Here is a 26,592-nt window from a genome sequence, read left to right on the forward strand (position 1 = left end):
GGCGCGGCGGCCCGGCGGCGCGGTGACGCGGTGGGGTGATGGGCTACAGCTCCTCCGTCGACGGCTCGTCCAACGGGTCGGATGACTCATCGGGAAGCGGGGGCAGCTGGGACGCGTCCGGGTCACCGGGTTCCCCGGAAGGGCCCGGTTCGGTTTTCCCGCCGGGCGGCTCCTCCGTGTGCATCTCCCGCTTGTCCTTGCGGCAGGTCGTGATCCAGGTGCCGGTGGGGCCGCTCTCGTACTGACAGACCCAGCCGCGTACGGACAGCGTGGCCCGGTCGTCCTGTGCCTCCCGCGGCGCCCGCAGAAAGAACTCGGCCATCACCGAACGGGCCTCACCACAGCCCACCGTGCCTCCGGCCCCGGGGTCGGCGAAGAGCGTGACGTCCCCCTCCGAGCCCAGCGCGTCGGGGAGTTCACCGCAGTTCACCGGCTGCCCGGGGACGGTCGGGGAGGCGGAGCCCGGCCCGTCGCCCGGCCCGGCGCCCGTGGGGGAGGAGGTCGCGGCCGTCGTGTCCGGGCCGCCGTCCGCGTCCCCGCAGCCCGCGGCGGCCAGCGCGAACAGCACCGTCGGTACGGCGATGAGTCTCCGCATATCGGCCTCCCAGGTGGCGGCGGTGCGCAGACGGCATGCCGCCCTACCGCACAGACCTTAGGAGCCCGCCGGGCGCCGGGCGATCGGGGGCGGCTGATCGGGTGAGGGCGGCGGCGTGTGCGGCGGACCCCGGTCGCGCCGCATCTCGTCCCCGGCTCTCCTCAGTTGTGGCGGGCGATACCGGCAGGTAGCGGGGCGCGCCGGTCCACGGCGTGCCCGGAGACGGCCCCTACCGATGGCCGCCTCCGGGTGCGCGCCATCGTGACCTGCGGCAACGTGGTGCCGAAGCTTTCCCCCCACAGGACAGAGGAGTGCGAAATGGGTGACAAAGGCGCCATGGACAAGATGAAGGGCAAGGCCAAGCAGAAGGCCGGCAAGGTCATGGGCAACGAGCGCATGAAGAGCGAAGGCCGCGCCGACGAGGCCAAGGGCAAGGCCAAGAGCGCGATGGGCAACGCCAAGGAGAACATGCAGGGGATGAAGGACTCCCTGAAGAGCAAGAACCACTCCTGACGCCCGGCGGGGGCGTGGCGGACCCGCCACCCGTCTCCCGGACGTCCCCGGGGCCGCCACGCCCCCGCCGTACATCAGGTTTTGGGCCGCTCGGGAAACGCAGGCCGCTGAGGCCCCGCGCCCCCTTCGACCGCTGTCTCCGCCGAACGCCCCTCCACCACCCCAAGATCCCGACCGCGGGTCTCCCGCGCCACGCCCACCGCGACCAGCGTCAGCAACGCCGAGGCGATGTTGAGGCCGGCCCCGCTCAGAGTCAGGGCGTGTCGCTGGGCGCGTCGTCAACCGGGCCGTAACTCGCGGGCGGATCGAATCTTCTCAACAGTTCCTCGGCCGTCTCGTGCCGCTCCTGCGTCTTGATGATGTCGGCGATCTGCTTGGCCAGCATCCCCCGCCGGTCATCTCCGTCCGTGAAGCCCATACCGGAGAGAAATGCTTCGAAGTGGTCAGCGGCTGTCGGCTCTCGTGTGAACGAAGCGGAGGGCGCGTCCGCGGTTTCCAGGTAGGGCCGATCGCTCTGCGACTGAGGCAGGAAGTCCCGCAGTCGGTCAGGCACATCCGTGTCGTTGGCCGCGGACGTGAGCTGGGCGAGCAGACCGAGGTCTCCCACCGTCTTCTCCAGGTGATCGTCGTTCTTCGCGAGCCACCAGACCACCGCGCTGCCGGTGTCCTTGAGTACGTCCTCGCCCAGGTACTCGCGTTTGCTCTGCTCGTACTTCCGTTGGTGCTCCCAGACGGCCTTGTCCTTGCGCACTTCAGCGAGCTTGTCCAACCGCGCCTGATCGTGTTCGCGCAAGGTGAGCGTGACATTCTCCGCCATGACCTGGAGGTGTCCGGTGTGGTCCGGACTCATCCTGCTGAGCGCACCACTCAGCTCGTGCTGGACGAGTGAGGCCCGACCGGGCTCTCGCTGTTCCGTGAGCGCGCGGGCGTGGTCCAGCACCGTTTCGACGGCGAGGCCCGCCGGGTTGGCGACGGGGTCGTAGCCGTTGGCTTCGAGGGGGTACCACCGGACGGTCGCGGAGAACAGGAAGTCGTAGTCGGCCCATTGGCTGGGCAGCGGCACGTGGCGGATGCGGTGTTCCGTGCGTTCGATGGGCACCGCGGTGCGTTGCTCCTCGAAGCCGACCGGTACGGACCCTCGCCTCGCTGCGGCGATCCTTAAGGCTGCTGCCGGTGCTCCGACCACGAGAACAGCGAGGGTGGCCCACGCCCATGTCGGCCACACCTGTACCAGGCCGAGAATCGTCAGCAGCAGAGCGCACAGGACGGTAAGGAAGACGGTCGTCGTCTTGCAGCCGGTCGTCATGGTGTGGCTCCCCGAGGCGGTGTTGAGCGAGGTGGTGCGGCCGACGGGCGGAGGCCCTGTGCCGCGGAGATCTTCTGGAGAAGGCGGTCAGTTGTGGCGGCGCCGCGTGCCGGGCCACCGGAGGCGGTGGGTTCCGCTGCCCGGGCCACGGAGTACAGCGCCGCGAGTTGCTTGCCTTTTCGGTCGGCGGCGTTGACCAGGAGATCGAGCAGCAGGTCATGGCGGTTGTCGGCGTCGCCGGCGGTGTGCAGCCAGCGCTCCGCGTACGGGTGCCAATGCGGCTGCGGCAGCGCGGCGAACACCCCCCGCCAGCCGAAGGTCACACAGTCCTGTACGTACTGCTCGTCCACCAGCGCGTGGGGCGCGCTTCCCGGGTCCGTCAGCGGCACCGGGTCGCAGATCCGCAGGAAGATGCGTGCGTCGGCGTCCGAGGGGCGCCGGGTGAGGCGGTCGAGCATGCGGCGCCGGAGCCTGCTGCTCGTCGCCACCAGATCGCTGAGAGCGTCCAGCGGGAGCGTGGACCCCTGATCACGGCGGGCGAGGTGGTGCAGCCGGACCATTGCCTGATCGGGATGGGTCGGCGCGATCACTTCGGTGCAGACGCGGAGCAGAACGTACACGAGGCTTTCCGTCAGCTGCTTGTCTTTGCACCACGTGTAGATCAGATGCCGGAAACCCCCGCCGTACTTTTTGTGCTCCAGCCCGGGGGTGAGTGCGTGGATTGCCGCCGTTGAACGGGTCAGGGTCTTGGCGTTGGCGCCCCACTCCTCTGCCAGGGCCGCCAGTTCCTTCCACTGCCCGGCACGCAGGTATTGGTCGGCGAGCCGTTCCACCAGCTCCTCACGGAGGTCCGGAGTGAGGTGTGGGTCCCCCAGCTCGGTACTGCGCGCGGTCCAGACGCTGAGGAGACGTCTGAGATCGGGCATGTGGTCCCAGAAGTGGGTGCGGACGGCGGCATCGAAGTCCAGCTTGTCGAACCGCACGTGACCGTCCGGTCCGGCCGACGCGAAGATCTCCTTCAGGCGCTCGGCCAGGTCTTTGCCTTCGAGTGGGACCACCTTTTCCTGAGAGATCTTGAAGGTGCGGAGCAGAAGAGCGGCGGCGTGGTGGACGACGTCGGCATGCGCACCGTGCAGCATGGCCGTGGTGATCAGCAATGCTCGCTGTGGTGCCTCGCGCCGGTCGGTGACGAGACCGGCGACCTCTTGTCGCCAGGCCTTCCGCGCATCGCGGGCCTGCTCACACCAGCTGGCGAAACCGTCGCGCACCGGATGCGCTGTACGGGCCCGCCGTACACGATCCGCGAAGTCCGCGATCTCTTCGTTCGAAGGCTCTTCGGCCAGGAAATCCGCCAATGCGGGCGCGGAATGGAGGTATCCCTCGTGCGGTATCCGGTGGAGTCGTAGGTGACGCCGGAACACTTCCTGGGCCGGAGGGGTTGTGATGCGAGCCCGGTAGAACTGAAGGTCCGATTCCAGCGTGTCGTCGTACGGCATGACGACCACCAAGTGCGCCTGCTGTTCCTGCACGGCCTTGCGGAGCGCCGGCAGGGCTCTGCGGCACTCCGCCCATCGGGCGCCGTCGGCCTCGGCAAGGTCCAGCAACAGCCGGTCACCGGCGCCGACCAGCCCGGGATCCGTAAGAGCGACTTCGTCTGCGTCGCCGGGAAGCAATTCGCGGAAGATGCCGGTGGCAGCCTGGAGTTCGTACAGGAGGACACGGGCTGCGGCAGTTCTGCCGCAGCCCGGAGCGCCGTCCAGGATCACGGTGCTGTGCTCTGCCAGCAGGCGGCGTGCCTCGCCCATACCGTCAGGGTCGACGAACCGCTGTCTGAGCAGACGAAGCTGGTCGTCTGCGATGCGGCGGGGGCTTCGGCCGGCCGTCTCCTGCTTCGGCGGGCCGGAGTGGTTGTAGTAGTTGTAATGGATGTCGCCGAAGCCGGCATGCACCGAGCCGTCGGCATGACCGACACGTGTCGTGGGCGGTACGTTCACCGCTCGTCGTCCTCACGCCGCCGCGGTCCACCGAACTGGTGCCGGATGTCGCCGTGATGGTCGCCCTCGATGTTCGTCATGCCATCGCCCGAGTAGTGCCGGCTGCCCGACAGATGGCGGGAATTCTGATAGATGTTGCCGTTGCCGGAATGCACAGGGCCGGTCGGGCCCTTGAAGACGGTGCCACCGACATCTCCGGTGAAGTCCCGGCTCTGTACGGCGGTTCCGTGGACATCGCCGGTCGTGTTGGAGACCGAGCCGGGGCCGGGGGCCGCTGCTGCGGCCTGTTCGAGGTCATACAGCTCGGGAACCATCTCGGCGATCAGATCACCGAGGCGCTTCAGATCGGCTTCGGCACTCTGCGTGTCCAGCCGTACGGATTGCAGTTCGGCCAGCCGCGCCAGCTCGTCCGGCAGATCGTCCTTCTTCAGACGCTCCGTCCTCATACCGGCCAGGACGGGGATCACCGGCAGTCCGCAGTCGAACGCCTCCAGGATCTCCTTCCGTACCCAGTCTTCCGGGTCACTCAGGCCGTCCTGGAAGTTGATCCAGTCGGCTCCGATCACCGCCAGAAGCAGTGCGCTGCGGCGCAAGCTCGTCAGCAGGGCGTCGGGGTAGGCGGTACCCGGCGGGATGGACTTCGAGGCGCGGAAGGCACAGTCCTTACCGAAACGCTTGGAGAGCTCGTTGTCGATCAGTGCGGCGGTTTCGTGACCGTCGCCTGTCCGGTAGTTGATGAACACATCGGCCATGGCGGGTTCCTCCTCAGGATTGGGTGAAGCGGGATAACGTGCCGAGTCGCGGGGACAGTTGGCGCACCGAATCGTGATCCGAATGGCGGGCCAGAACGCGGGCGAGACGCCGGAGATCGATCGTGACGGTCGCGGAACGTACGGTCGCCACCCCGTCGAGAAGTGGCTCCGCCAACGTGCAGGCATGGTCGATCTCGCCGTCCGCCGCGTAGGCGAGTGCCCGGCGTACCCCGTAACGCACCTGCGTCCGTACCGCGTCAGGGGAGACCAAGGCGAGCTGCCGGTTCAGCTCCTCGGCCGCCTCCCGCGGGCGACCCAGGTCAAACAGACACCAGCCGGTGACCATGCCGACCGAGTCAGGCAGATGCATGCTGCCGATCACCGGTGCGTCGGTATCGTCAACCTGGCGGGCGAGCAGCGCTCGGGCCCTGTCCAGGGCACGCTGACAGGCGTCGCGGTCACCCGCGAGCGCGTGGCCCTGTGCCTCGCGCTGCGCGGCGAGTCCGCGGATCCGGGGCGGGAGCGTGCTGCTCTGGGCCCGCTGCGCCAGGGCGACTGTCTGTTCGGCGTTGTCCTGGTACAGCGTGACCAATGCCCGGCGGACCAGCGCATATCCGGCCAGTGCTCGGTCACCGCCGGCGGCCGCAAGATCCACTGCGCGCTGTGTCCACCACAGTGCCGCCTGTTCGTCTCCGGTCTCCTGTACCAGCCAGCCGACGTATTCGGCGTACCTGGAGCCGAGTGCGAGCAGCTCTCGTCGGCTGCGGGAATCGGCATGTGCCGACAGCTCCCGCAGTGTGTGGGTCTGCGCGATGAGCCCAGGTAAGAGGAATCCGGGCTCGACGCTCTGGCCCAGTCGTCGATAGTGCGTGAACAGGGAGCGGGACGCCGCCAGCATTCCGGCCCCCGTTGTCGGCGGGACCGGGCCCTGACCACCGGTACGCCATCGCATCAATGAGGCGGCGCCGGCGTTCACGACCTGACGCCGGCCCACGGGCTGGAACCAGCCCGAGCCGTCCGGTGACAGTTGCATCGTCCACTCCTCCTCATCGATTCCGCCTGGTGCCGGTTCATCCGGTTTGCTGGAAACGGACGTGGCAACCAGGGCGATCAGCGCTCCGCCGGCCCGGAGGGTGGCGTCGCAGAGTCGGGCGAGATCGCGGCTGGGTGCCTTGAGGCCTCGTTCAACCTTGCTCAGCTGCGCCTTGCTGTAGTGCACGGCGGCAGACAGCGCGGTGAGACTGAGTCCGGCGTCCAAACGTCGCTTTCTCAGTTCCTCGCCGAACTCGGTGGACGGCTGCGGCACGGGACCTCCATAACCATCCATCCAGGCCAACGGGGCTGCCGCAGGAAAGAATGTGGCAACCCTGGCCGGACGGACAAGGCGAATGGTGCTGTTTCCCGTTTCCATCTCCGTCGGCGAGACGCAGTATTCCCACGAGTGCGGAGTCGTGTGGTGACGCGGAGCCCCAGGAGTTGTTTTCGAATGGACCGTGGCGGTGGATTATTCGGTGCCACCGCATCCTGAACTGCCGGATGTCAGGCGGGAGTTCGTCCGGCCTACTCCCCCCGCCGCTGCACCGTCTCGGCGATCCACACGGGCGCGAACGGAGATGTGCAACCCGCGGACGTCGGATAGTCCTTGAGGACTTCCAGGCGTTCGCCGATGGCGAGGGCGCGGAGTGTGGTGAGGTTTACACCATGATCGTCGCCGTGTTTTTCGTTCACCGCGCGTGTCCGCGGGTCCTCCAGCTCGGCCAGCACCTCGGCCACTGTCGTCTCGGCTACCGCAGCCTCTGTCCGTCACGTGCGGATTCAGCCTACGACGGGGGCGGCCGCCTGTCGTACGGGCCGGTTCGGCGGCGGGCAACGGTACTAAGTCGCAGGTCAACGGTGTCGTGGCGGTCAAGGGGTGAGGGTGGCCGTGGCCAGATCGCGCCAGTTTGTCCGGGTTCCGGCCTGTGTCGCCTCGGTGAAGCGCCTGGCGCCGAGGTTGCGTCGCGCGGTGTGCTCGATCCGGGCGACATCCGGTTGGGAGCGGTCCGGGAGACCGCGCACGGCGGTGCTCGCCGCGAGCAGCCGGGCGGCTTGCTCGTACTGGTGGTCGCGTAGCGCCAGATCGGCGATCCCGACGAGCACCTGCGCGATCAGGGGCGCGTGCCCCGCCTCGGACGCCGCGTGGAAGGCCGCGATGCGGTGTGCGCGAGCCTTGTCGAGATCCTCGGCGAGGTAGCCGAGCAGGTCTTGGATCACCGCGCGGACGTTGGGCCGCTCGGCGTCGTCGCCCAGCATCGCTGTCGCGGCGTCGAGTTGCCGGTGTGCCTGCTCGGGGTTGCCGCTCCAGCGCGCCAGATCCGCCTTCGCCATGGCCAGCTCGGCCAGCGCACTCGGCCAGGCGACACGTTCCGCCGACCGCTGGGCTTCGGCCATGGCAGCGACGCCGGCGTCCGCATCGCCCAGCAGCCAGTACAACTGGGCCTGCCGCGACCGGATGCGTACGACGTCCTCGATGGCGCCGACCTCGGTGACGACCGCGACGGCCTGTTCGTAGTACTCGCAGGCTCCGGCGAACTCGCCGCGTACCGCGCTGCGTTGGGCCAGCTCGCTCAGGGCGAAGGAAATCCCCCAGCGTTCGCCGAGCGCGCGGAATTCGGTGAGTGCCGTCTCCAGATAGGCGTCCGCGTCCCGGCCGTCGTGGCCAAGGATGATCCGCATCTTGCCGAGGTGCAGCCGGGCAAGGGCGCGTACCCAGGGGTCCTCGTCGGTGAGCAGCGGTTCGAAGGCGGGGAGGAACGCGTCCGGCGCTTGCAGCATGCGTTTCAGGGGGGCGACGAACCCCAGCGCCGGGTGCGGGCGCGGAAGCCGTCGGCTGATGTCGTAGGCCCGGTGGATCCACTCCTCCGCCTGGTACTGATCGGCCAGTCCGGAGGTCATGAACATGATGACGAAGGCGTAGACCATGGCCCGGGTCCCGTCGGCCACCTCGCCGGGGAGGGCGGTGGCCGCCATGATCAGCTCATTGCCCTCGGCCTTGTGCCCGCCGAGCCACCAGTACCACCCGGCGGCCGCTGCGAGCCGCATCGCCCCCTGCGCCTCGCCCGCCGCCAGGGCATTCCGCATCGCGGCGGCGATGTTGTCGTGCTCGATGTCGAGCGCGGTGAGCCATTCCAATTGCTCGGCGCGGCGGAGGTGTGGATCCGCGGCTTCGACGAGTTCGGTGAAGTAGGTGAGGTGTCTACGGCGCGTGAGATCCGATTCGCCCGTCTCCGCGAGTCGTTGAGCGGCGTACTCCTTGATCGTGCCGAGCATCCGGTAGCGGGGCGCCCGGTCGCCCTCGGCGAGTACCAGCGATTTCTCGGTCAGTGCCGTGAGGAATTCGAGCATCTGGGCCGCGTCGGCGGCATCGTCGGCGCAGACCCGCTCGGCCGCTTCCAGGCTCGCGCCGCCGGAGAACACCGAGAGCCTGCGCAGCACCCTCCGTTCGGCGTCGGTGAGCAGTTCCCAGCTCCAGTCGATCACCGCACGCAGCGTCCGGTGCCGCGGTAGTGCGGTGCGGCTGCCGCCGGTCAGCAGGCGGAACCGGTCGTCGAGCCGATGGGCGTGCTGATCGAGGGACATGGTGCGCAACCTGGCCGCGGCGAGTTCGATGGCCAGTGGCATACCGTCCAGGGCCCGGCAGATGCGCGCCATGGCCGACATCGCGTGGGCGTCCGTCGCGAGGTCCTTGCGCACCGCGACGGCTCGGTCCCGCAGCAGCCGGACGGCCGGCGAGGACTCGATCCCGGCGGGGCCGGCGTCCTCCGCGGGCAGGGCCAACGGCGCGACCGGCCACAGCGCCTCACCGGTGATGCCGAGGGGCTCCCGGCTCGTCGCGAGGATCCGCAGCCGCCGGCACTCCCCGAGCACGCGATGCGCGAACGCCGCCGCGGACTCGATCACATGCTCGCAGTTGTCCAGAATGAGCAGCATCGCCTGTTCGCGGACCGCGGCGATGACCCGGTCCGTCGGCTCCGCGTCCGGTGCCTCGCCGAGCAGCGCATCCCGCAGACCGAGCGCGGCGAGCGTCGCCTGCGCCACGTCACCGTCGGCGCCGATGGCCGCGAGCTCCACCAGCCAGGCCCCGTCCGGCAGGTCGTCGAGCAGCGTGTGCGCGGATTCCGTGGCCAGTCTGGTCTTCCCCGAGCCGCCCGGCCCGGTCAGGGTGGTGAGCCGGTGGTCGGCGATGAGTTCATGGACCGTGGCGACATCGGCTTCCCTGCCGACGAAACTGGTCAGCTCCGCTCGCAAGTTGCTCTTACGGGCTTCCTGCCGCCGCCCCAACTCGCCCCGCAGCAGTGCGAGATGCACGGCGGCCAGCTCCGGTGAGGGGTCGACGCCCAGTGTGGCGGCCAGGGTTTCCCTCGTGCGCTCGTACAGGAGCAGCGCCTCGCTGTCGCGGCCGGTCGCGACGAGGGCCCGCATCAGCGCGGCGACCAGTCGTTCGCGTACCGGGTGCGCGGCTACCAGGTCGGTCAGTTCGGTGACCAGCTCCGCACCGTGGCCGAGGCCGATCTCCGCATCGAAGCGGTCCTCCATGGCCGTCAGGCGGAGCCCCTCAAGCCGGGTGACCGCCGCGCAGAACGCCGTGCTGTCCGGCAATCCGACGTCCTGCATGGCCGCACCGCGCCACGAGGCGAGGGCCTCGCGCAGCAGCCGCACCCGCCGTGGATCGTCATCGTGACGGGCCTGGCCGACGAGGCGTTCGAACCGCACCGCGTCGACGGCGTCGGGTTCCACCCGCAGCCGGTAGCCGTCCGTCTGCCCCTCGACCAGCCCTCCCGGCAGCGCCTTCCGCAGCCGGGACACCAGGCGCTGCAAGGCATTTGCCGCGTCAGCGGGCGGGCGCTCCCCCCAAATCCAGTCGATGAGCGCCGCCTTGGGGACCACGTGACCCGCCTTGAGCGCGAGCGCGATCAACAGTGCGCGCAACCGGGCGCCCGGAACCTCGGCGAGGACGCCGTCGTCCGTACGAACCTCAAGAGATCCCAGCATCCCGATCTGCACTCGGGTGATTTTGCCATGGGGGTGGGGGAGCGGCGTTGGGTGAGGAGCGCCGACCGTCTCTCCGCAGGGTGGTGTCAGTGCCGTGTCAGCCATATGTCCGGCCCTTCGGCGAGGGTGGCCGCACGGCAACCACAACCGCCACGAGAGGACATCCCATGAGTCAGACGGCTGCCATTCCGCACGGCCTCCCGGTGGAGCGCGACGCGGGTCCCTTCGACCCGCCCCGCCTGCTCACCCGGCTGCGCGAGACCCGCCCGGTCAGTCCTCTGGTCTTCCCCGACGGTCATGAGGGCTGGATCGTCACCGGCTACGAGGTGGTCCGCCAGCTCATGGCCGACACCCGGTTCAGCTCCCGCCAGGACATCGGCGTCATCCACGACGCGATAGAGATCCCCGGCATGCCCACGGTTACCGAACCGTCCCCGCAGGTGCCGGGGCTGTTCGTCGCCATGGACCCGCCGGACCACACCCGGCTGCGGCGCAAACTCACCGGCGCCTTCACCGTCAAACGAATGAAGCAGCTCGAAGAGCACATCGTCGATATCGCCGAGCAGCAATTGGACGAAATGGCACGCCTGGCCCCGCCGGTCGACCTGGTCAAGGAATTCGCGCTGCCGGTGCCGTCCCTGGTGATCTGCGCAATGCTCGGTGTGCCCTACGCGGACCGGGAGAGCTTCCAGGCCAACTCCGCAAACTTCCTGAACACGGACCTGTCGCTCGACGAGAAGATTGCCGCGTATACGGAACTGACCACGTACCTGGGCGAATTGGTCACGCGTAAACGCGCCACCCCCGGCGAAGACCTGCTGTCCGACCTGGCCCTCGATAGCGACCTCACCATCGAGGAGCTGACCGGTATCGCCTTCCTGCTGCTGCTCGCGGGCCACGAGACCACCGCCAACATGCTGGCACTGGGCACCTTCGCGCTCTTGGAACACCCCGAGCAACTGGCGGAACTGCGCGCCAATCCGGAGCTGCTCCCCGGTGCCGTCGAGGAGCTGCTGCGCTACCTCTCCATTGCCGATAACTTCTATCGCTATGCCACGGAGGACATCGAACTCGGCGGCGAAACAATTGGCGAGGGATCGACCGTCGTGGTCTCCCTGCTGGCCGCCAACCGCGACCCGAGGCGTTTCGACAACCCCGACACCCTGGATATCCACCGCAAAGCCCGTGGCCATCTGTCTTTCGGCCACGGCATCCACCAATGTCTCGGCCAGCAACTGGCCCGCATCGAGATGCGCGCCGGTTTCGCCGGACTGCTACGCCGCTTCCCGACGCTGAAGCTCGCCCTTCCCGCCGATGAGGTGAAGCTCAGGACCAATATGCGGATCTATGGCGTTCATGCTCTGCCGGTTACTTGGGCGGAGGCCGAGGCGGAAACAGAGACGGAAACGGCGACGGAGCGGTAGGGCGGTAGGACGGTAGGGCTTTCGGCCGAGCGTCCGGGAGCCGGCCAGCGCGCCCGGCTCGGGGATCGGGCCGGGCCGTAGCGGACCGGCCGGTCGGGTGGTGGCCGCGTGTCGCTCGGGCCCGCGGGCGCATCCGGCGTAATCGCGGCGGATCCGGCATGAGAGGAGGGGCGTACCGGGAATTCGTCCTGTCGTGCGAGCACCGGCTTGCCGCGCCGTGTCTTCTGCCGACGGCGATCAGCGCGACGGCACGAATGGCGGCGGCCTCGATACCGCGAGAAAGGAACCACGGTTCATGCAGATTGCTTTCCTGGTAGCGCCCGAGGGCGTGGAGCAGGTCGAACTGACCGACCCCTGGCAGGCGGTTCATGACTCGGGGGACGTTCCGCATCTGGTGTCCACGAAGTCCGGCCGGATCCAGGCGTTCCACCACTTGGACAAGGCCGATACCTTCCCGGTGGACCGTACGGTGGACGAGGCCGATGTGGCGGATTACGGCGGTCTGGTCCTGCCCGGTGGCGTGGCCAATCCCGATGCATTGCGGATGGACAAGAATGCGGTCGCTTTCGTGAAGAAGTTCTTTGACCGTGGCAGGCCGGTGGCGGCCATTTGTCACGCACCGTGGACGCTGATCGAGGCCGATGTCGTACGGGGGCGCACTCTGACGTCGTGGCCCAGTCTGCGGACGGATATCCGCAACGCCGGGGGCACCTGGGTGGACGAGCAGGTCAAGGTCTGTACAGCGGGAAACAACACGCTGATCACCAGCCGGAAGCCGGCCGATCTGAATGCCTTCTGTGCCACCTTCGTCGCTGAATTCGCCCAGGCCGGGAGGGCTGCCTGAGGGCGGCCGGCGACCGGGCATTCGCGTGAACCAGGGTGCGTACGGGCGTGAACGGGTCGAGCATGGACATTGACTGATCATGTTTGCCGGTGAGCGGAGTCCACACCTGGCGCGCGGATTGGCGCGAACGGGCGATCGCCCATGCCGGGAGGCATGGGCGGCCCTCCTGCTGGCCGCCGGCGCCGTGCTCTACAACGGCTGGCTGCTGGAGTACCTGCTGCCGACCGGGCTGGATCCGCGCCACTCGTACGTCAGCGAGCTGTACGCCGCCGACCAGCCCTTCCGTCCGCTCTTCGGCGGCATCGAAAGCCTCTGCGCCGTATTTGTCGCCGTGGGGGCGCTGCTGGCGTACGGGTCCGCGTCCGATGGCTGGGGGCGGGGCGGCTGGCTGGCGATGCTCGGCCTCGGGATGTCCTCCGTGGCCGATGTCCTGCTGCCCATGCGCTGCGCGCCCTCGGTGGAGCCGGCCTGCGCGGCCGTGCACCCGAGCCATACGGTCACCAGTGCACTGGCTCACTTCTTCGTCTTCGCCGCGATGGCGCTGCTCAGCCGGGCCGCGGTGACCGCCCGGCCCCGTCTGCCGCTGCTCCGCCGCTGGGGCCCGCGCGTCCTGGCGCTCGCCCTGCCGACCGCCGTCTGTACGGTCGGCCCGCTCTTCGGCCGGCCCGGCTGGCACGGTATCCCGCAGCGGGCGCATCTGGCGCTGGTGGGCGTGTGGTTCGCCCTGCTGGCCGTCGAGTTGGCCAGGTCGTCCTGGGGGCGGCGTACCGGCTTGGTGACGTCAACTGGCCTGCGGGAGCGGGAAGAAGACGTTCCGGTGGCGGACGCACCGTAGGGGTATGCCCCGCAGCCAGGCACTCGATGTCGTTGTCTGACAGCAACACCCGTTGACTGCTTGGCAGTTCGGGCCGGGCCCAAGTGCGGTAGGACCACGACCTGCACGGCCTCGGGGCACGTCACCCACGCAGTTGGACGTCTGCCGCCCCCTGTGTCAACAGGCCCGGGGCGCATGCCGGCCATATCCGGGCGCCCGTACGGGCAAGGCAACCGCGGCTCTCTCCACGGCCTCTCCATAGGCGACTTTGTTCGATCGCCGATGGAGGACTGATGAGCAAAGCGAGATCACACCGCGCCACCTTGGCGGGCGTGGTGTTGGCGGGGGCAGTGGCGGCGCTGGTGACGGCATCCGCCCAACCCGCCGCCGCGGTCGTCGGGGGAGACCGGGCCGAGATCAAGAAGTATCCGTGGACCGTCGCGTTGACGTCGCGGGATGTGAAGGATCCGGAGTGCGCGGGCACGCTCGTCGCGCCGCGCAAGGTGCTGACCGCGTCCCACTGCGTCAGTCCGGCCACCGTCGACGGCGTACGGGTGGTGGGCGGACGGGAGGATCTGCGGGACACCCGCAAGGGCACCGTTCGCAAGGTGGCGAAGCTGTGGATCCACCCCAAGGCCGTCACCGAAGGGAACGGTGCCACATACGCGCACGACCTCGCCGTTCTCACCCTCAATGCCCCCATGCCGTACCGCACTCTGCCGCTCGCCACCCCGGCGCAGCAGAAGCTGTACGAGGAGGGCACGCCCAACAGGGTTCTGGGGTGGGGCTCCACGACCGGCCGCGACGACGACTACCGCGTCCCGCCGCTGCAGACCGCGCTGATCCCCAACAGGGGCGACGAGCAGTGCATCACGGCGTATGGCACCCGCCGGTACCGCGCGGCCTACACGATGTGCATCGGCTACCCGGCAGGCGGAGTCAGTGCCTGCAATGGGGACAGCGGGGGACCGGTCGTGGTGCGGGGGCGGCTGGTCGGTGTCATCAGTGGTGGCGGCAGTTGCACCAGCCGTCTCTACCCTGGCGTCGCCGTGAAGTCGGCCTCCTACTACTCGCTGCTCCAGAGCCAGATCGCCGGATAGCCGGGTGGGAGGGAGTATGCAGATGACACGACGCGCGTACCCGCGGTGGCGGGCCTTGGTATGCCTCATGGTGCTCGCCGGTGCGGGCTTCGCCGTGCTGCCGGCCCATCCCGCCCAGGCCGTCGTCGGCGGACACAACACCAGCACGGCGGCGGCACCATGGACCGTCGCCATCAACCTGTGGCGGCAGACCGACAGTTATCCCCGCTCGGGGCAGTTCTGTGGCGGCACCCTGGTCACTCCGAGGAAGGTCGTCACCGCCGCCCATTGCGTCGTGGACGAGGCCCCCACCGATCTGGGGGCGGTCGTCGGCCGTACCGATCTGCGCCGCCACGAGGGCCGTCTGCGCAAGGTGACCAAGGTGTGGATTCATCCGCGCTTCGGCCGCCACCTGGAGAACGATGTCGCCGTTCTCACGCTCGACAAGCCGATGCCGCCGCAGTACACCCCGCTGCCCCTCGCCACCGGGGCCGACACCGGTCTGTACCGCCCCGGCACCGGCGCCCGGGTGCACGGCTGGGGCCTGCTGGATTACGAGGACCGGATGGCGAATGTGCTCCAGGCGGCGAACCTGCGGGTCCTCCCCGACCGGACATGCCAACGCCTCAACCCCGGCGGCGACTTCGACCCCAAGATGCACGCCTGTGCCAACGATCCGGTCACCGGCGCCCACCATGCCGAAGGCGACAGCGGCGGTCCGCTCGTCGCCGGGGGCAAGCTGATCGGGATCGTCAGCTGGCTGGCCAACAGCGACACCGCCACACCCACGCCCGGTGTCTACACCCGGGTCGCGGCATTCTCGCGCGAGATCTCCCGCCAACTCCGGTGAGGGATAGGGCGTGAACGGGGCAGCAGCGGATCAATGATGGATCAACGTCCGGGCGGGGGAGGGGGGAGGGGATCAGTGGCAGGTGCACGGCTGATCAATGACTGATCAACAGCGGATCAGTACGTCAGCGCGTCGGACGCCGAGCTCTGCCAGTAGGTGACGGCGGCGTCGTCGTCCGTGTGCGTGCCTGCGGGCAGGGTGAGCTTGGTGGGGGTGCCCGTCGAACCGGAGCCGCTGCGCGGAGCGAAGTGCACGGTGAGGTGCTGGGCGGTGCGGCCACCGGAGTCCGCGCCGCCCTCGCCGCTGAGCTTGACGGCGGCGTAGGCGGACCGGCCCGGGGCGACGGATACGACGGACTGCGGCTTGCTGTCCTCCATGATCTGGGTCGCCGCCTGCGCGTCGTCGAAGCGCAGGAGGGGGGCGTAGTAGGCGTCGCAGGCGCGTGAGCCCGTGTTGGTGATCGTGATGAGCAGGTGATTGATGGGACGCCGGGCCTTGGTGACGACGGCCTTGACGTTCGCTCCCGTACAGGCAACCGACGAGCCGTTCCCGGAGCCTTGGGTCATCCCCGCGCCGCCGCTCTTTCCGGCGCCCTTGCCCTGACTTCCGGCGGCACCCTGGCCGTTGCCGGAACCCTCGCCGTCTGCCTTGCCGGTGCCGTCCGCCTTTCCGGTTTCGCCGGTCTTTCCAGCTCCGCCGGCCTTGCCGTCCGGCCGGCTCGTGGCGCCGGCATCCGGGCTTGCCGCGGACCGGCCGCCGGACGCCACCTCGTCGCTCTCACAGGCGGTCAGGGACAGGCCCGCGAGAACGGCGGCGGTGACGGCAGTTGCGGTACGGAATCGGATGGTGTGCATGGTGATTCGACTTCTCCTAGCAAGGGGTTCAACGGCGGGCGATCAACGAGATCACCACCGCGGCACAGATGATCAGCACGGTGACGGCGACAACGTCGCTGATACACCAGCGCGTTCGCATGGCATCTCCCGTCTCGGCGGTGCTGATCACAGCGTGCGTGGTGCCCGGCCGGGTGCCAACCCATCCGGGGCAAGGAGAGAAGCCGGAACACTGGAACAGGCTCTGACCTGGGGGAATGGTCTCTCCCTGGAATGCTTCCCTGGAACGGCGGAGCCTGGATGGGAGCGGGGTCGAAATTTTTTTGACCCGCCACCAATCCGCGGGCGCTGCCGCTCCGAATCACGCGCGACACCTCGCCGAGGTGTTGCTGTCGAACCCGGACGACGTGCGGTCCCCCCTCCTTCGCGGAGGCCGCCGGAAAAGGAACGATCGTGATAGCCAAGCGCACCCGCCGCCTCGCCGTAGTCGTCGCTCTGCCCGCCGCCCTGGCCCTCACCGCAGGCGCCTCGTCCCAGGCCGTCGCCCAGGGCACCGGAGCGTTCCAGATCAACCTGGCGCAGCTGAACGACTCCGGTTCCAAGGGCACGGCGATGCTCAGCCTCCAGGGCAACAACCTGACCGTGAAGATCGAGTCGACGGGACTCGTGCCCGGACAGCCCTCCGCCCAGCACCTGCACGGCTCCACCGACGGCCATGACTTCCACTGCCCCGATGCGAGCGACGACACGAACGGCGACGGTGTCCTCAACAACACCGAAGCCACGGTCGATTACGGCGACATCAATATCTCGCTGACCACCAAGGGGCCCACGGATATGAAGAGCGGACTCGCCGTCGACCGGATGCCCGTGGCGAACGCGCAGGGCAAGCTCTCGTACGAGCGCACCATCCCGGTCTCCCAGGACGTGGTCGAGCACATCAAGGACCTGCATATCGTGCAGCACGGCATCGACCGCAACGACAACAAGAAGTACGACTTCGAGGGGGCGGGCAAGAGCGAACTCGATCCCAAGCTCCCCCAGGAGGCCACCGCCCCGACCAACTGCGGTGAGGTCCTGGGCGCCGCGGTGGGCTCGATTCCGGTCGGCGGGGTCGAGACCGGCACCGGGCCCGCCGAGGAGAACGGGGTCCCGGCCGTAGTGTTCGGCGCCGGCGGGGCCGGTCTGGTGGCGGCGGCCGGTGCGCTGGCCTTCGCGCGGCGCCGGAAGACCGTGCTCGCCGCCGGGCGGGCCGGGGGCAACGGGGCCGCCGCATGAGCCGCCGGAGCGAACAGACCATGATCACCGTACGCCGCCGGGGCCACCGCACCACCGGCTACGCCCTCGCCGCGGCACTGTCGGCCGTGCTCCTCGCCGGGTGCGGAGGGCAGGACGCGGCGCCGCCCAGCTCGCTTCCCCCGCAGCAGCAGCCGGGCGGCGGCGGCCAGTCGTCCGACGACGCGGCGGCGGGCGGTGGTTCCGGGAGTCAGGCCGCCGCCAGCATGCCGAAGTCGGTCCCGGAACGGCTCTCCATCCCGTCGCTCAAGGTCTCCTCCTCGCTGGAGACGCTGGGACAGCAGAAGAACGGGGCCATGGAGACGCCCCGGGATCCCGACAAGGCGGGCTGGTACCGGCCGGGGCCCACACCCGGCTCCCAGGGACCGGCGGTGATCGCCGGACATGTCTCCTGGAACGGCAAGCCATCGGTGTTCCACAAGCTGACGTCGATGAAGCGCGGGGACTCCATCGAGGTGACCCGGCAGGACGGGAAGACGGCGAAGTTCACCGTCGACCGCATCGCCCAGTACCCGAAGAACAAGTTCCCCACGCTTGAGGTGTACAAGAACCTCGATCACGCCGGGCTCCGACTGATCACCTGCGGCGGTGACTACGACCAGGGCCAGCACTACTACCCCGACAACGTGGTGGTGTACGCCAGCCTCACGGGCAGCGCGTAGCGCGGATCCGCACCGCACCGGCCGGTGGTCCGGCGCCCCCGCACGGGCGACCGGGCCGCTCGCCGGTGGCACGGCCGAAGGCCCGGCCGGTGGCCCGGGTGACGGATGGTCGGCCCCAGGTGTCGGTCCGTCCGCCTCCGGTGCCGGACCGTCGGCCCGGGGCGCCGGTCGGTCCGTCCGGGGCAACAGCCATACTGCCTGCGATCTTTCCTCGCCCCCCGAAGGGAACCTCGCAACGTGTCCTCCACCGCCCCTCTCTCCGTTACTCGCACCCGCGTCGCCATCGTCGGCGCCGGTCCCGCCGGGCTCACCGTGGCGAATCTGCTGCGCACCGCCGGAGTCGACTGTGTGCTGCTGGAAACGGAGAGCAGGGAGTTCATCGAGCAGCGGCCGCGCGCCGGGTTCATCGAGGAGTGGGTGGTGCGCGCACTGGCCCGGCACGGGCTGGCCGACGGGCTGCTCGAACGGGCCGGTACGCAGGGCGAGTTCGAGTTCCGGTTCGACGGGGAGCGGCACACCGTACGGACGGCCGAGCTGTCGGGGCGCCATCACTTCGTCTATCCACAGCAGTTCCTGGTCACCGACCTCGTGGCCTCGTACGCGGACCGGGCGGGCGGCGAGGTCCGCTTCGGGGTGCGTGAGGTGGCACTGCACGACATCGACAGCGACCGGCCCGCGGTGTCGTACACCGACCCGGTGACCGGTGCCCGGCACCGTATCGAGTGCGACTTCATCGCGGGCTGTGACGGTGCACGCGGGGTGAGCAGGCCGGCCGTCACCGACGGCGGGGCGGTCCTCACCCGCCATGACCACGGCGTCGCCTGGCTCGCCCTGCTCGCCGAGGCACCGCCGTGCGCCGACGGTGTGGTCTTCGGCATCCACGAGCGCGGATTCGGTGCCCAGATGGCCCGCAGCGCCCAGGTCACCCGCTATTACCTCCAGGTCGCGCCCGGTGAGGACGCCGCGAACTGGTCGCATACGCGGGTATGGGACGAACTGCACCGCCGGCTCGCCGCCGAGGGTGCCCCGCCGCTGACCGAAGGACCGGTCATCGAGAAGGTGGTCCTGGACATGCACAACTATGTGGTGGAGCCGATGACGTTCGGCCGCCTCCACCTGGCGGGTGATGCGGCGCATCTGGTCGCGCCGATCGCCGCGAAGGGCATGAACCTCGCGCTCAATGACGCGCTGCTGCTCGGCGAGGCACTGATCGCGCACTACCGGGGCGACGACAGCGGCCTCGCCGGGTACTCCGAGGCGTGTCTGCGGCGGGTCTGGCAGTACCTGGAGTTCTCGCAGTGGCTGTCGGAGGTGCTGCACGGTGCCTCGTCCGGCGACCGGTTCCTGGCGGGCACGGCCCGTGCGCGGCTGCGGCGGCTGCTGGGCTCCGAGTCCGCGGCGAAGGCGTTCGCCGGGCTGTACATGGGGGAGGAAGCCGACCTGTGACGCCGTACCGGACCGGTCGGGCGGCGCTTCCGTGGGGTGATTCACAAACCGGGGTGGGGTGGGAGTCCGCCGACCTGGGTACGCGGCCTCGTGATCGCCGGGCGAGATACCGTTGAGAAGTGGTAGAAATTCGGCGAAAAGCATCGCTGAGTCCTGAGGAGGGAGACGTATGTCATCGAAGCGCCGTCGTAAGAAGAAGGCCCGTCGCAAGAACGGTGCCAACCACGGCAAGCGGCCCCAGTCCTGAACGAAGGCTGTGACCGGACCCCGCCGATGGGTTTCTGTGGGCTCCGCCCGTCCGTACTTCAGCGGACGCGCGGAGCCCACAGTGGTAAGCGGCCCCGGCTCACACCTTTGTCCCGCTCACGGCTCCGTCCCGGTCACGCCTTCGTCAGGGCCTTGGCTATGCGTTCGGAGACCTGTGCCTGGGAGGCGTCCCGCCGGGTCGCGTTGAACGAGAAGACCGCGCGGCGCTGTTGATCACGGGTGGCGAACATCGCCGAGGAGTAGCCGTACCGTTCGCCGGTCTTGCCCCAGAGGGTGATGCCGTTCACCGTGAAGGTCTGCAGGCCCGCGGCATAGCGCGCCGGACTTCCGTCCACCATGCGCACGCCCTCCGGGAGGGTGAACATTCGCTCCAGCTCCTGGGGCGGCAGGAGTTCACCTGAGAACAGGGCGGTGACGAAGCGGTCCAGATCGCCGGTGTGGGAGATCATCTCGCCCTCTCCCCAGGCGAGCGACTGGTTGAACTCGGTGATGTCCAGCAGGGATCCGTCCGTCATCCGCATATAGCCGTGCACATGGGGCCCGTGAATCCGCGGGTCGTTGCCGGGCACGGTGGTGTGCCGCAGGCCCAGCGGACGCAGGATGCGGCGGGCGATCACCTCGCCGTAGCGGCAGCCCGTCAGCCGTTCGACGAGCAGCGCCAGCAGGACGTAATTGATGCCCCGGTACTCCTGCTTGGTGCCGGGGGTGAACTTCATGGGCCCGTGCGACACCAGCGCTACCAACTGCTCGGGCGTCCAGCGGTCGTAGCGGTGCCGGGCGATGGCCTCCGGGGAGGACGGGTCGTAGGGCGGGTCCTGCTCGTCGGGGAGCCCGCTGGTGTGGTTCAGCAGCTGTAACACCGTGATCGGCGGGAATTCCGCAGGCAGCAGACCGGGCAGCAGCCGCTGGACCGGCAGCTCCGGAGACAGCCGTCGCTCGGCGGTGAGCTGCAGCACCACCGTCGCCACGAACACCTTGGTGATGCTGCCGATCCGGAAGGTGTCCCGCTCATGCACCTCGCGGCCGGTGACCCGGTCGGCGACGCCCGCGGTGCCATACCACCGCCCGGCCGAACCGCTCACCCGCAGCTGGGCCGCGGTCAGCTGCGGGTGCTCCAGATCGGCGAGGGCGGCCCGCAGCGCGGGAACGTTCAGCGGAGGGACGGGGACGGGAGCGGAGACGGGAGCGGACGGGATCCGATGGGCCCGATCGCCGCCCGACGACAGGGCGGTGGCCGGACGGGACGCGGCACGGGCCGGGCCCGCCGTCGCGGCGACCACCGCGCCGGACAGTGCCGCCCCCACAACTGCCCTGCGGGACAAGGAAGAATGGCTCATGTCGAACAGCTTCGCGGATCCGCGCCGCCTCCGCGTCAGGGGTCTCCCTGATCCACCCCTGAACCACCCCGGACACCCGCCCCGAGTCCCGCCGGACGTCCGCCCCGACCCGGCCGCTCCCCGCCCGACCCCATCCCACCTCACTCCCCGCCGCCCGCGCCCCGTCGCGACAACGCCCGAGTAGAGGGAGCCCAACCAGCGGTTTAGCGTGGAAGGGAGTTTCGCCTCTCAGGAGGGGCTTTTGCCATGGCACAGGGCCGGACGGACACCGCCGCCGGTGGCCGGCTGTCACATCTTCTCGACAGCCCCGTCATCGGAATGTCGCCCTGGATCGCGATGTCGGTCCTGGTCGGGCCGGGCCGCTTCGAGCTGGCGGTCGGGATAGCCCTGGCCCTCGCGGTGGCGATCGTCATCGCCGGCCGGATACGCCGTCCTGGATCCTCCTTCAAAATTCTTGAGATCTGCGATGTGGTGTTCTTCGCGGTGATGGCGATCATCGGCATCTTCGCCTCCCCGGGCACCCACCGCTGGCTGGAGAACTATTCGGGAGAAGTCGCGAATATCGCGCTGATGGCGATCGCCCTCGGGTCCATGGCGTGCCGGGTGCCGTTCACCCTGCAGTACGCCCGGGAACAGGTGCCCCGCGAATTCTGGGGCGAGCCCAGATTTCTGCGGACCAATTACTACATCACGGGTGCGTGGGGCGCCGCATTCGCCGTGGCGGCCATTGCGGGAGCCTACGGCGACCTCGTCCTGCACAATTCCAATAACCTGTGGACGGGCTGGATCATCCAAATCGCGGCCATCATCGCGGCGTTGCAGTTCACCCAGTGGTACCCGGACGTCGTACGGGCGCGGTCGCTGCGCGAACGGCATCTGCCCGGCCCGCCCGAACCCCCGGTGAGCAGCCTGCTCATCCCGCTGGCGGGCTATCTGACCCCGGTGGGCATCGTGATACTCGCCTTTGGCGCCGGACCGGTGTGGCTCGGCGTGGCACTGATCGTGCTGGGGGTGCTGCTCGTCAAATCGATGGACCGCGCCAAAGAGGCCGAGCCCGGCGTATCGGGGTGAGGGGTTGACGGCCCGGGGGATCAGATGATCTAGAATCGCTGAATGATCTTTATCGTTGTCAAGTTTCCCGTGAAGCCCGAGCACGCCGAAGAGTGGCCGCAGCATGTCGCCGCCTTCACCGAGGCCACCCGCGCCGAACCCGGCAACCTGTGGTTCGAATGGTCCCGCAGCCTGGAGGACCCGAACACCTTTGTTCTGGTCGAGGCATTCAAGGACGATGCCGCCGAAGCGCATGTGAATTCCGACCACTTCCGTGCCGGGATCGAGACGATGCGTCCGCTGCTGCGCCGCACCCCCGACATTGTGAGCACCACCATCGAGGGTGCGGACGGCTGGAGCGCCATGGGTGAGATCACCATCGACTGAAGGACCGGATCGGGTACGCCGAGGCACCTTGGCCTGACGGCCGGTCCGCTACGCCTCCTTCACCAAGTGGCTGAGGAACCAGTCCCGGGCGAGGTCGGCGACCTGTTGGAGGGCGCCGTGCTCCTCGAAGAGATGGGTGGCGCCGGGAATGATGTCCAGGCGGGTCGCGCAGCGCATCGCCGCCTCCGCCTGCTGGTTGAGGTCGATCACCAGGGTGTCGTTGCCGCCCACGATGAGCAGGGTCGGCGCCCGTACCGCGTGCAGCAACGGTTCGGCGAGGTCGGGGCGGCCGCCACGGGAGACGACGGCACCGACCTGCGCGCCGGGTGCCGCGGCGGCCCGTAGCGCCGCCGCGGCACCGGTGCTCGCGCCGAAGTAGCCGACCGGCACGGCCGTGCGGTCGCGCAGCCAGCCGGTGGCGTCGGTCAGCCGCTCGGCGAGGGTGGCGATGTCGAAGACGTTCGACCGGTGGGCTTCCTCGGCAGGGGTGAGCAGGTCGAAGAGCAGGGTGCCCAGCCCGGCCTCGTTCAGAGCCGCGGCGACCAGCCGGTTGCGCGGGCTGTGCCGGCTGCTGCCCGAGCCGTGCGCGAACATCACGACCGCGCGGGCGCCCGCCGGCAGACTGAGATCCCCGGCCAGCCGGACCCCTGCGGCGTCGATGGTCACCTCTTCCGCGATGGCCACCGCCTCCGCCACGTCCTTGTCCGCCGCTGCCTCCGCACCCGGCCCGGACCCCGCCGGCCCCGACCCCTCCGCCTCGGATCCCGCCTTCCCGGACCCGGACCCTGCCGCCCCGGACCCGGACCTGGCAGCCGCCTCGGCCAGCAACGCGACGACCTCGTCGTCGGGTGTCTGGGAGAAGTCCCGGTACCACTCGCCGACGGCGGAGAAGGCGAACGGGGTGGAGAGACAGACGTATTCATCGGTCGTGGTGCGCAGCCGCTCGGCCGCGTCCGGAGGCGCCACGGGTACGGCGAGCACCACACGGGCCGCGCCCTGTGCGCGGACCACCTGGCAGGCGGCCGCCGCGGTGGCGCCGGTGGCGATCCCGTCGTCCACCACGATCGCCGTCCGGCCCTCCAGGGAGAGCCGCGGCCGCCCGGCACGGAAACGCTCCGCCTGACGGGCGAGTTCCGCCGCCTCGGCATGCTCCACGGAGGCCAGATCCGCCTGTCCGAGCCGGCCGCGGCGGACGATGTCGTCGCTGATCACCCGCACGCCGCCCTCGCCGATGGCACCGAAACCCAGCTCACGCTGGTACGGGACGCCCAGTTTGCGGACCACGATCACATCGAGCGGAGCCTTGAGCGCCCGCGCCACTTGGAAGGCCACCGGGACCCCGCCACGAGGCAGGCCCAGTACGACGGGATCTTCCCCCTCCAGGTGCTGTAGCGCTTCGGCGAGGCGGTGCCCCGCATCCGCGCGGTCGGTGAACAGCACAGTGTGCACCCCCTAGCCAGGGGAGACGGAAGCCGCGTTCACACCTCACTTCGAAATAACCCCATCCACGGGGCCTTCGCAAGTCGGGCCGAGGACGGGGCCCGGCCGTCCGCCCCACCGGGCCGCGGCTGGTTACCGTCGGCATATGGAAGGAATCGGAGCGGTTCTGATCGATATCGACGGTGTGCTCACCGTGTCCTGGAAGGCGCTGCCCGGTGCGGTCGCGGCCATGGAGCGGCTGCGCGCGGCCGGACTCCCACTGCTGCTGGTCACCAACACCACCTCGCGAACCCGCGCCGGGGTCGCCGGGCGGCTGGCCCGGGAGGGCTTCCTCGTCGGCGTCGACGACATTCTGACCGCGCCCGCCGCCACCGCAGCCTACCTGCGCGCACACCATCCGGACGCGCGCTGTCTGCTGATCAACAGCGGTGAGGTCCGGGCGGATCTGGAGGGGGTGGAGCTCGTCGAGGAGGGGGCTGGAGCGGCGGGCGGGGCGGCGCCGGATGTGGTGGTTTTCGGCGGTGCGGGCGAGGAATTCAGCTATCCGGCCCTCAACGCCGCCTTTCGCCATCTGCAGCGCGGCGCCCGCCTGGTCGCCATGCACCGCAATCTGTACTGGCGTACGGCGGACGGGTTCGACCTCGACACCGGGGCCTTTCTGCCGGGCCTGGAACGGGCCGCCGGTGTCGAGGCGGTGGTCACCGGCAAACCGGCCGAGGCGTTCTTCGCCACCGCGCTGGCGCACCTCGGCGCCCCGGCGTCGGAAACCCTGATGGTGGGCGACGACATCGAGTCCGATGTGCTGGCGGCCCAGCGCTGCGGGCTCACCGGGGTGCTCGTCAAGACCGGCAAATATCTGCCGGAAACCCATCGCGCGGCCACCGGGACCCCGGACCGGGTGCTCGATTCCTTCGCCGATCTGCCGGACCTGCTCGGGCTGCCCGGCCCGTAGGAACGGCCCGCCCCCTGAGCGCGGGGGCGCCCACTGAGAGCGCGGGGGCACCCACTGAGAGCGGGGGCGCGGCACCGCTCCCCGGCGGTCACTCCCCGGCGGCCGTCCGGGCGCGCCGGTAGTGGAGCAGGACGACGCCGTTGCCGAACGTGCGGGTCCCGACGAGTTCGAGGCCGGTCCTGGCGTCCGTGTCCCGGAACAGGGGTGTGCCCCGCCCGAGGAGGATGGGGTGGACGTAGATGCGGTACTCGTCGATCAGGTCGTACTTCCGGAAGGACGCGGCGAGGTCGGGGCCACCGAGCACCAGATCACCGCCCGGCTGCTCCTTGAGCTCCATGATCTCTTCCGGGACGACCTCGCGCATGAGGATGGTGTGGTACCCGCCGGCGTCCTTCAGGGTCCGGGAGAACACGATCTTGGGCATCTCCCGCCAGATCCCGGCAAATTCCGCCATGGGCCCGGTAATTGAGGGATCGGCGTCGGCGGTCGGCCAGAAATCGGCCATCAGCTCATGGGTGACCCGTCCGCTCAGGAAGGCGCCCATCGTGCTGAGGTAGTCGTTGAAGTGCTGGTGCAGCTCGTCGTCCACCAGGTGCCACTCGATGTCGTGGTCGGGGCCCTCGAAGAAGCCATCAAGGGACACCGAGATCGACACAATGATTTTTCGCATCGCGGTCCTCGCCGAAGTCATCGGGCCAGGTCGGAACCGGCCGGGGGGCTCCAGTCTGCCCGCGGCGGGCACGTCGGCGGCCGGTACGCGTCCGTACGGCGTGCCGGGGCCTGCGGGCACCCCCGGGCACCCCCGGGCCGCAGGTCAGGCCGGGTCGGTGAGCAGTGCCGCGATCTCCGTCGCCGTCCAATGGCCGTCGGCTCCCGGGCAGCCGGCCAGGTAGTCGGCGGCCCGGCGGGCGCTCCAGCCGTGGGAGGCGACGATACCGGCCGCGATATGCCGCAGATACGCCGCCGACGGTGGGTTCATGGCGATGTCCTGGCTGCTCCACGGGGCGGTGAAGGTCAGCACCGGGTAGCCGTCCAGCAGCCCCGGGCACACCAGCGTCTCGTACCGCCCGGGGCCGGTGCGGGACCGGCCCCGGGTGACGGCCTCCGTGAGATCGAGATCCTCGCCGGGCTCCCGGTACATCTCCTGGGCGGCGATGTCGGAAAACTGGGAGAGCGTCAGAAGGTAGGCGCAGGAGGGGAGTTCGGCGCTTCCCGGTCGGCCGTCAGGGCGGCGGGCCGGTGCGGCGCCGGGGTCGTAGAAGGCGCTGCCGCCGGTCCACACCTGGGATTCGGTGGCGAAGTAGAGCAGCCCCGACAGCATGATCGGGGCCGTACGCGCGGGGACGCGGGGGTCGCGGCAGCCCGGGTAGCTGCGCAGCCCGCCGGGCGGCCGGCCTCCGGCCAGGTAGGCGGTGAGCCGGTCGAGATGCATGTTGGAGCCGTAGGCGGCGTACCACAGGTGGTGGACGGGGCTGCGGCGCCGCACGGCTTCGGGGGAGTCGTCCAGCGCGTCGAGGCGGCGGGCCCTGATCACACCCTCACGCTACGCGGACCGGCCCGCCGCTGGGGCGCTCGGCCCGTACCGGTGGGGCGGCCGCGCGAGGCGACGGCCTACGGGCGAGCGGCCGGGGCGAACCTGGCTTGATCGTTACCACCAGGGGTTTTGCCGTGGAGGGGCTGGAGAAGCGCACTGCACGGACCGGAGTGGACCGGTCCGCAC

The 26,592-nt window shown here is 69.6% G+C and carries 24 protein-coding genes and 1 pseudogene; 13 read left to right on the top strand and 12 right to left on the bottom strand.

The genetic code is table 11. The features are described 5' to 3' along the window. Positions 1–43: 43 nt before the first annotated feature. Positions 44–595, bottom strand: coding sequence for a hypothetical protein (locus STRTU_RS30710; protein WP_159748207.1), 552 nt, complete (start codon positions 593–595; stop codon positions 44–46). A gap of 318 nt (positions 596–913) precedes the next feature. Between STRTU_RS30710 and STRTU_RS30715 the strand changes: the two genes are divergently transcribed. Next, positions 914–1,108 carry a CsbD family protein gene (locus tag STRTU_RS30715; RefSeq protein WP_159748209.1) on the top strand — a complete coding sequence of 65 codons (195 nt, stop codon included), beginning with the start codon at positions 914–916 and terminating at the stop codon, positions 1,106–1,108. 253 nt (positions 1,109–1,361) lie between these two features. Here STRTU_RS30715 and STRTU_RS30720 read toward each other — a convergent pair whose 3' ends face one another. The 6 genes and pseudogenes from STRTU_RS30720 to STRTU_RS30745 all read right to left on the bottom strand — a co-directional run bounded on the left by STRTU_RS30720 (position 1,362) and on the right by STRTU_RS30745 (position 10,203). Then, positions 1,362–2,414, bottom strand: coding sequence for a hypothetical protein (locus STRTU_RS30720; protein WP_246241531.1), 1,053 nt, complete (start codon positions 2,412–2,414; stop codon positions 1,362–1,364). Next, entirely contained in the window at positions 2,411–4,408 is a 1,998-nt protein-coding gene (locus STRTU_RS30725; protein ID WP_159748211.1) for a hypothetical protein, read from the bottom strand. Before STRTU_RS30725 ends, STRTU_RS30720 begins: the two co-directional genes overlap by 4 nt. Then, positions 4,405–5,160, bottom strand: a complete 756-nt coding sequence (locus tag STRTU_RS30730) for a toll/interleukin-1 receptor domain-containing protein (protein WP_159748213.1) — start codon at positions 5,158–5,160, stop codon at positions 4,405–4,407. Before STRTU_RS30730 ends, STRTU_RS30725 begins: the two co-directional genes overlap by 4 nt. Positions 5,161–5,173: 13 nt before the next feature. Further along, positions 5,174–6,466 (bottom strand): helix-turn-helix domain-containing protein, encoded by a 1,293-nt coding sequence (locus tag STRTU_RS30735; RefSeq protein ID WP_174879004.1) that lies wholly within the window; start codon positions 6,464–6,466, stop codon positions 5,174–5,176. 362 nt (positions 6,467–6,828) lie between these two features. Next, positions 6,829–6,933: pseudogene (locus STRTU_RS30740) on the bottom strand (DNA alkylation repair protein); the annotation flags it as partial. Between the two features lie 132 nt (positions 6,934–7,065). Next, entirely contained in the window at positions 7,066–10,203 is a 3,138-nt protein-coding gene (locus tag STRTU_RS30745) for an ATP-binding protein (protein ID WP_159748217.1), read from the bottom strand. 155 nt (positions 10,204–10,358) lie between these two features. On the opposite strand from STRTU_RS30745, the gene STRTU_RS30750 reads away from it, so the two are divergent. The 5 genes from STRTU_RS30750 to STRTU_RS30770 all read left to right on the top strand — a co-directional run bounded on the left by STRTU_RS30750 (position 10,359) and on the right by STRTU_RS30770 (position 15,202). Continuing rightward, positions 10,359–11,615, top strand: coding sequence for a cytochrome P450 (locus STRTU_RS30750; RefSeq protein WP_159748219.1), 1,257 nt, complete (start codon positions 10,359–10,361; stop codon positions 11,613–11,615). Between the two features lie 295 nt (positions 11,616–11,910). After that, positions 11,911–12,459 carry a type 1 glutamine amidotransferase domain-containing protein gene (locus tag STRTU_RS30755; RefSeq protein WP_159749739.1) on the top strand — a complete coding sequence of 183 codons (549 nt, stop codon included), beginning with the start codon at positions 11,911–11,913 and terminating at the stop codon, positions 12,457–12,459. A 79-nt stretch (positions 12,460–12,538) separates the two neighbouring features. Continuing rightward, complete coding sequence (locus STRTU_RS30760; protein WP_159748221.1) at positions 12,539–13,294, top strand: DUF998 domain-containing protein; 756 nt, start codon at positions 12,539–12,541, stop codon at positions 13,292–13,294. 272 nt (positions 13,295–13,566) lie between these two features. After that, positions 13,567–14,373: a S1 family peptidase gene (locus tag STRTU_RS30765; RefSeq protein WP_159748223.1), complete on the top strand. Its 807-nt coding sequence runs from the start codon at positions 13,567–13,569 to the stop codon at positions 14,371–14,373. A gap of 22 nt (positions 14,374–14,395) precedes the next feature. Continuing rightward, complete coding sequence (locus STRTU_RS30770) at positions 14,396–15,202, top strand: S1 family peptidase (RefSeq protein ID WP_159748225.1); 807 nt, start codon at positions 14,396–14,398, stop codon at positions 15,200–15,202. 116 nt (positions 15,203–15,318) lie between these two features. On the opposite strand, the gene STRTU_RS30775 is transcribed toward STRTU_RS30770, so the two are convergent. Next, complete coding sequence (locus tag STRTU_RS30775; RefSeq protein ID WP_159748227.1) at positions 15,319–16,056, bottom strand: DUF4232 domain-containing protein; 738 nt, start codon at positions 16,054–16,056, stop codon at positions 15,319–15,321. 432 nt (positions 16,057–16,488) lie between these two features. On the opposite strand from STRTU_RS30775, the gene STRTU_RS30780 reads away from it, so the two are divergent. The 4 genes from STRTU_RS30780 (at position 16,489) to STRTU_RS36215 (ending at position 19,686) form a co-directional block, all read left to right on the top strand. Then, a complete protein-coding gene (locus STRTU_RS30780; RefSeq protein ID WP_159748229.1) occupies positions 16,489–17,313 on the top strand; it encodes a hypothetical protein in 825 nt (274 codons plus the stop codon). Next, positions 17,310–17,993 (top strand): class F sortase, encoded by a 684-nt coding sequence (locus STRTU_RS30785; RefSeq protein ID WP_246241532.1) that lies wholly within the window; start codon positions 17,310–17,312, stop codon positions 17,991–17,993. The genes STRTU_RS30780 and STRTU_RS30785 overlap by 4 nt, the downstream gene beginning before the upstream one ends. Positions 17,994–18,230: 237 nt before the next feature. Next, the gene (locus STRTU_RS30790; RefSeq protein ID WP_159748231.1) at positions 18,231–19,439 is read left to right on the top strand and encodes a 4-hydroxybenzoate 3-monooxygenase; all 1,209 of its coding nucleotides are present in this window, start codon (positions 18,231–18,233) and stop codon (positions 19,437–19,439) included. A 169-nt stretch (positions 19,440–19,608) separates the two neighbouring features. Beyond that, a complete protein-coding gene (locus STRTU_RS36215; protein ID WP_370454205.1) occupies positions 19,609–19,686 on the top strand; it encodes a 50S ribosomal protein bL37 in 78 nt (25 codons plus the stop codon). 133 nt (positions 19,687–19,819) lie between these two features. Here the strand turns inward: STRTU_RS36215 and STRTU_RS30795 are convergent, their stop codons facing one another. Then, positions 19,820–21,043, bottom strand: coding sequence for a serine hydrolase domain-containing protein (locus tag STRTU_RS30795; RefSeq protein ID WP_246241534.1), 1,224 nt, complete (start codon positions 21,041–21,043; stop codon positions 19,820–19,822). A 246-nt stretch (positions 21,044–21,289) separates the two neighbouring features. On the opposite strand from STRTU_RS30795, the gene STRTU_RS30800 reads away from it, so the two are divergent. Both STRTU_RS30800 and STRTU_RS30805 read left to right on the top strand, forming a co-directional pair. After that, on the top strand, positions 21,290–22,114 hold the full coding sequence (locus STRTU_RS30800) for a hypothetical protein (protein ID WP_159748233.1): 825 nt from the start codon (positions 21,290–21,292) through the stop codon (positions 22,112–22,114). Positions 22,115–22,156: 42 nt separating this feature from the next. Then, positions 22,157–22,480 carry a putative quinol monooxygenase gene (locus STRTU_RS30805; protein ID WP_159748235.1) on the top strand — a complete coding sequence of 108 codons (324 nt, stop codon included), beginning with the start codon at positions 22,157–22,159 and terminating at the stop codon, positions 22,478–22,480. Positions 22,481–22,528: 48 nt separating this feature from the next. Here STRTU_RS30805 and STRTU_RS30810 read toward each other — a convergent pair whose 3' ends face one another. Continuing rightward, complete coding sequence (locus STRTU_RS30810; RefSeq protein WP_159748237.1) at positions 22,529–23,920, bottom strand: phosphoribosyltransferase family protein; 1,392 nt, start codon at positions 23,918–23,920, stop codon at positions 22,529–22,531. 145 nt (positions 23,921–24,065) lie between these two features. On the opposite strand from STRTU_RS30810, the gene STRTU_RS30815 reads away from it, so the two are divergent. Next, on the top strand, positions 24,066–24,872 hold the full coding sequence (locus STRTU_RS30815) for an HAD-IIA family hydrolase (RefSeq protein WP_159748239.1): 807 nt from the start codon (positions 24,066–24,068) through the stop codon (positions 24,870–24,872). A gap of 88 nt (positions 24,873–24,960) precedes the next feature. On the opposite strand, the gene STRTU_RS30820 is transcribed toward STRTU_RS30815, so the two are convergent. Then, positions 24,961–25,542 (bottom strand): dihydrofolate reductase family protein, encoded by a 582-nt coding sequence (locus STRTU_RS30820; protein WP_159748241.1) that lies wholly within the window; start codon positions 25,540–25,542, stop codon positions 24,961–24,963. A 144-nt stretch (positions 25,543–25,686) separates the two neighbouring features. Further along, entirely contained in the window at positions 25,687–26,406 is a 720-nt protein-coding gene (locus STRTU_RS30825) for a histone deacetylase (protein WP_174879005.1), read from the bottom strand. Positions 26,407–26,592 lie beyond the last annotated feature (186 nt).

Source organism: Streptomyces tubercidicus (assembly GCF_027497495.1).
In the GTDB taxonomy this organism is placed as follows: domain Bacteria; phylum Actinomycetota; class Actinomycetes; order Streptomycetales; family Streptomycetaceae; genus Streptomyces; species Streptomyces tubercidicus.

Excerpts from the sequence above, each read along its gene's own strand:
- STRTU_RS30750 (WP_159748219.1), top strand. The coding sequence starts at position 10,359 with ATGAGTCAGACGGCTGCCATTCCGCACGGCCTCCCGGTGGAGCGCGAC.
- STRTU_RS30770 (WP_159748225.1), top strand. The coding sequence starts at position 14,396 with ATGACACGACGCGCGTACCCGCGGTGGCGGGCCTTGGTATGCCTCATG.
- STRTU_RS30805 (WP_159748235.1), top strand. The coding sequence starts at position 22,157 with ATGATCTTTATCGTTGTCAAGTTTCCCGTGAAGCCCGAGCACGCCGAA.
- STRTU_RS30715 (WP_159748209.1), top strand. The coding sequence starts at position 914 with ATGGGTGACAAAGGCGCCATGGACAAGATGAAGGGCAAGGCCAAGCAG.
- STRTU_RS30815 (WP_159748239.1), top strand. The coding sequence starts at position 24,066 with ATGGAAGGAATCGGAGCGGTTCTGATCGATATCGACGGTGTGCTCACC.
- STRTU_RS30765 (WP_159748223.1), top strand. The coding sequence starts at position 13,567 with ATGAGCAAAGCGAGATCACACCGCGCCACCTTGGCGGGCGTGGTGTTG.
- STRTU_RS36215 (WP_370454205.1), top strand. The coding sequence starts at position 19,609 with ATGTCATCGAAGCGCCGTCGTAAGAAGAAGGCCCGTCGCAAGAACGGT.
- STRTU_RS30800 (WP_159748233.1), top strand. The coding sequence starts at position 21,290 with ATGGCACAGGGCCGGACGGACACCGCCGCCGGTGGCCGGCTGTCACAT.
- STRTU_RS30795 (WP_246241534.1), bottom strand. The coding sequence starts at position 21,043 with ATGAGCCATTCTTCCTTGTCCCGCAGGGCAGTTGTGGGGGCGGCACTG.
- STRTU_RS30710 (WP_159748207.1), bottom strand. The coding sequence starts at position 595 with ATGCGGAGACTCATCGCCGTACCGACGGTGCTGTTCGCGCTGGCCGCC.
- STRTU_RS30820 (WP_159748241.1), bottom strand. The coding sequence starts at position 25,542 with ATGCGAAAAATCATTGTGTCGATCTCGGTGTCCCTTGATGGCTTCTTC.
- STRTU_RS30785 (WP_246241532.1), top strand. The coding sequence starts at position 17,310 with ATGAGCCGCCGGAGCGAACAGACCATGATCACCGTACGCCGCCGGGGC.
- STRTU_RS30760 (WP_159748221.1), top strand. The coding sequence starts at position 12,539 with ATGTTTGCCGGTGAGCGGAGTCCACACCTGGCGCGCGGATTGGCGCGA.
- STRTU_RS30730 (WP_159748213.1), bottom strand. The coding sequence starts at position 5,160 with ATGGCCGATGTGTTCATCAACTACCGGACAGGCGACGGTCACGAAACC.
- STRTU_RS30755 (WP_159749739.1), top strand. The coding sequence starts at position 11,911 with ATGCAGATTGCTTTCCTGGTAGCGCCCGAGGGCGTGGAGCAGGTCGAA.
- STRTU_RS30720 (WP_246241531.1), bottom strand. The coding sequence starts at position 2,414 with ATGACGACCGGCTGCAAGACGACGACCGTCTTCCTTACCGTCCTGTGC.
- STRTU_RS30775 (WP_159748227.1), bottom strand. The coding sequence starts at position 16,056 with ATGCACACCATCCGATTCCGTACCGCAACTGCCGTCACCGCCGCCGTT.